Annotated in this window: 2 protein-coding genes; both read right to left on the reverse strand. The window is 64.5% G+C overall.

Annotation, left to right across the window (positions count from 1 at the left end):
- Positions 1 to 67: 67 nt before the first annotated feature.
- Entirely contained in the window at positions 68 to 3,829 is a 3,762-nt protein-coding gene (cobN, locus tag WBB95_RS23465; protein ID WP_424489735.1) for a cobaltochelatase subunit CobN, read from the reverse strand.
- A gap of 3 nt (positions 3,830 to 3,832) precedes the next feature.
- On the reverse strand, positions 3,833 to 4,054 hold a 222-nt coding region (locus tag WBB95_RS23470; protein WP_424489736.1), incomplete at its 5' end, for a GTP-binding protein.

Consider the following 4,054-nt stretch of genomic DNA (forward strand, 5'->3'; position numbering starts at 1 on the left):
TGTTGGGGCCGCTTCGCAGCCCGGCGCGGGGCAAGCCCGCTCACCACAAAAAAGTGCATAGCGTGCCTTATCCGTCTTCTTCTATATCCAGCAGCAGGTTTTCCAACGCTTCCTTATAAGCGCCCGGCGCCTGCCACATGCCGCGTTGCTGAGCTTCGAGCATGCGCTCGGTCATGTCACGCAGGGCATCGGGGTTGTGCTGTTGCACAAAGGCCCGGGTGTCAGGGTCGAGCAGGTAAGCATCGGCGAGCAAGGCGTATTGATGATCATCGATCAACGCCGTCGTGGCGTCGAAGGCGAACAGATTGTCCACGGTCGCCGCCATTTCGAACGCACCTTTATAGCCATGACGTTTCACGCCTTCGATCCACTTGGGGTTGGCGGCGCGGGAACGGATCACCCGGTTCAGCTCTTCCTTCAAGGTGCGGATCTTCGGCAAGTCCGGCTGGCTGTGGTCACCATGATAGCTGGCGGCCTTGTCGCCGCTCAGGGTTTCCACGGCGGCGAGCATGCCGCCCTGGAATTGGTAGTAGTCATTGGAGTCGAGCAGGTCGTGCTCGCGGTTGTCCTGGTTTTGCAAGACCGCCTGCACCTGGCTGAGGCGCTGGGCGAACTGCTCGCGGGCGGCGGTGCCCTCGTCGGAACCGCCATAGGCATAACCGCCCCAGTTCAGGTAGACCTCGGCCAAGTCCTCGCGGCTTTGCCACAGGCGGCCATCGATTGCGCCCTGCACGCCGGCGCCATAGGCGCCTGGTTTGGCACCAAAGATGCGCCAGCCAGCCTGCTTCGCCGCCGCCTCTTCATCCACGCCAGACTTGAGCAACGCCTCGCGCTCGCTGCGCACCTTGGCCGCCAACGGGTTCATATCGTCCGGTTCATCCAGGGCCGCCACAGCCTGCACCGCTGCATCGAACAGGCGGATCAGGTTGGCGAAGGCATCCCGGAAGAAGCCGGAGACGCGCAAGGTCACGTCGACACGCGGACGGTCGAGCAAGCTGACCGGCAGGATTTCAAAATCATCCACTCGCTGGCTGCCCGTCGCCCACACCGGCCGCACGCCCATCAGCGCCATCGCCTGGGCAATGTCGTCGCCGCCAGTGCGCATGGTGGCGGTGCCCCACACCGACAGGCCGAGCTGGCGCAGGTGGTCGCCGTGGTCTTGCAGGTGCCGCTCAAGGATCAGGTTGGCCGACTGGAAACCGATACGCCAGGCCGTGGTGGTGGGCAAGTTGCGCACGTCCACGGTGAAGAAATTGCGCCCCGTAGGCAGCACGTCCAGACGACCGCGACTCGGCGCGCCGCTCGGCCCTGCCGGTACAAAGCGACCCCTCAGGGCATCCAGCAAGCCGCGCATTTCCGCCGGGCCGCAGGCGTCCAAACGTGGCGCCACGACGATGCGCAGGCTTTCGATCACGGCCTTCACGTCCTCCCAACCGGGCTCTTCCAACTGTTCAAGCGGGCCTTCCAGCGCCTGCTCGATCAGTCGCGCGGCGTACAGTTCCAGGCGCTCGCGGGTATCACCAGCGCTGCGCCACAGCTGCGCGTCGATCTTCTGCAAGACCTCGGGGCGACGCCCGGTCCAGGGTTCAGCGAGGGCGCAGTCCAGCGGGTCAAAACCCAGTTCAAACGCCTTGGCCAGAACGCGCAGCAGGCTCGATTGCGGGCCTCGGCCATCGCCACGCGGGATGCGCAACAGGGCGAGCAAGGTGTCGATCCGCAAGCGACCTTCGGGCGACTCGCCGAAGACATGCAGGCCGTCACGGATCTGCGACTCCTTCAAATCGCACAGGTAGGTGTCGAGGCGCGGCAGCCAGACGGCAGCGTCAGCCTCGCTGTCCATCTCCAGTTCCTGGTCGATACGGGTTTCGCGCACCAGCTTCAGAATGTCTTTCTGCAGCTCCTGGGCCCGGCGCGGGTCGAGCAACTGCGCCTCGTAATATTCGTCTGCCAACAGCTCCAAGTTACGCAGCGGGCCATAGGTTTCGGCGCGGGTCAGTGGCGGCATCAGGTGGTCGATGATCACCGCCTGGGTGCGCCGCTTGGCCTGCGCGCCCTCGCCCGGGTCGTTGACGATAAACGGGTAGATGTTCGGCAGAGGCCCGAGCAACGCATCGGGCCAGCAATTTTCCGACAACCCTACGCCCTTGCCGGGCAGCCATTCGAGATTGCCGTGCTTGCCCACGTGGATCACACCGTGGGCGCCGTAGGTGTGGCGCAACCAGAAATAAAACGCCAGATAACCGTGGGGCGGTACCAGGTCCGGGTCGTGGTACACCGCGCTGGCGTCGACTTGGTAACCCCGCGCCGGCTGGATGCCGACAAAGGTCAGGCCCAGGCGCAGGCCGGCGATCATCATGCGGCCGTCGCGAAACATCGGGTCTTTTTGCGGCGCGCCCCAGCGTTCCAGTACCGCCTGTTGGTTGGCCTCCGGCAGGCGCTGGAACATCGCCTCATAATCCTCCAGGCCCATGCTTTGGTGGCAAGGGCGCAGGTCGAGGCTGTCAAGGTCGTTGGTGACGCCGCCGAGCAACTCATGGATCAGGGCAGTGCCGCTGTCGGGTAGCTCACTGGGCACCGGATAGCCTTCGGTTTGCAGGGCGCGCAGGATATTCAGCGCCGCTGCCGGCGTGTCCAGCCCTACCCCGTTGCCGATACGGCCATCGCGGGTCGGGTAGTTGGCGAGGATCAGCGCGATGCGTTTATCCGCGTTGGGAACCCGCGCCAGCTCGACCCAGCGCCGCGCCAGTTCGGCAACAAAATCCATGCGCTCGGGCGCGGCGCGGTAGCACACCACGTCCGACTGGCTGCGCTCGCTGCGCCAGGCCAGGTCCTTGAAGCTGATAGGCCGACTGATGATGCGCCCGTCAAGCTCTGGCAAGGCGATATGCATGGCCAAGTCGCGCGGCCCGAGGCCTTGCTCGCTGGCTTCCCAGCCGGGTTGGTTGTCTTGGGCGCAGATCGCCTGGATCACCGGAATATTGCGCCGAAACGGGCGCAGGTGCGGCGCCTCAGGGCTGGACTGGGCGAAGCCGGTGGTGTTCAGAATCACCGCGGCCTGCACGTCATCCAGCCAGTCCTCGACCACCGTGAGGCAGCCGGGCTCCTTCAAGCTGGCCACCGCAATCGGCAACGGGTTAAGGCCCGCCGCCTGCAAGCGCTGGCAGAACACATCAATAAAACCAGTGTTGGCCGCCTGCAAATGCGAGCGGTAGAACAGCACCGCTGCCACCGGAAAATCTACCTGCCAGTCGGCCTGCCAGTCATTCAGGCGCGCGTTGGCTTTTTGCGGGTGATAAATCGTCGTGCGCGGCAGGGTTTGCGGCTCGGCCCAGGCGTAGTCGCGTCCCAGATATGCACTGGCCAGGCAGCGGTAAAAATCCAGGGCATTACCCAGGCCGCCCTGACGCAGGAACTGCCACAGACGGTCACGGGCTTGGGCATTAACGGTGCTCAAACTGCTGAGTTCCGGGTCCGGACGGTCATCGCCCGGCACCAGGATCAGCTGCACACCGCGCTCGGCCAATTCCACCAACCGCTCGATGCCGTAACGCCAATAACCCATGCCGCCGTGCAGCGAAATCAGGATGACCTTGGCGTGGCGCAGCACTTCATCGACATACAAGTCGACCGAGGCATGGTTCTGCACCTGCATCGGGTTGGCCAGGCGCAGGCTCGGGTAGTCGTCGGGTAACTGCTGGGCCGCTTCGGCCAACAGCGCCAGGCTGGAATCACCGCTGCACAGGATCACCAGTTCGGCGGGGGTTTGGCCAAGGTCGGCAATATTGTCGTCCGCGACGAAACCACCGGGCTGAGTCCTGAGCAGGTGCATGGGTTAGACGCTGAGGGCAGCGCGCAATTGCGCTTCGAGGCCCGCTGCATCCAGCTCCTGGCCGATCAGCACCAGGCGCGTGATACGTGCCTCGTCGGCAGCCCAGGCGCGGTCGAAGTGTTTGTCAAACCGCGTGCCTACGCCCTGGATCAACAAGCGCATCGGCTTGTTTGGAATCGCCGCGAAGCCTTTGACGCGCAGGATGCCGTGCTGCACCACCAGTTG

Origin of the sequence: Pseudomonas sp. (assembly GCF_049645325.1) — a bacterium.
Classification (GTDB): Bacteria; Pseudomonadota; Gammaproteobacteria; order Pseudomonadales; family Pseudomonadaceae; genus Aquipseudomonas.

Coding starts and splice junctions, on each gene's coding strand:
- cobN (WP_424489735.1), bottom strand. CDS start 3,829: ATGCACCTGCTCAGGACTCAGCCCGGTGGTTTCGTCGCGGACGACAAT.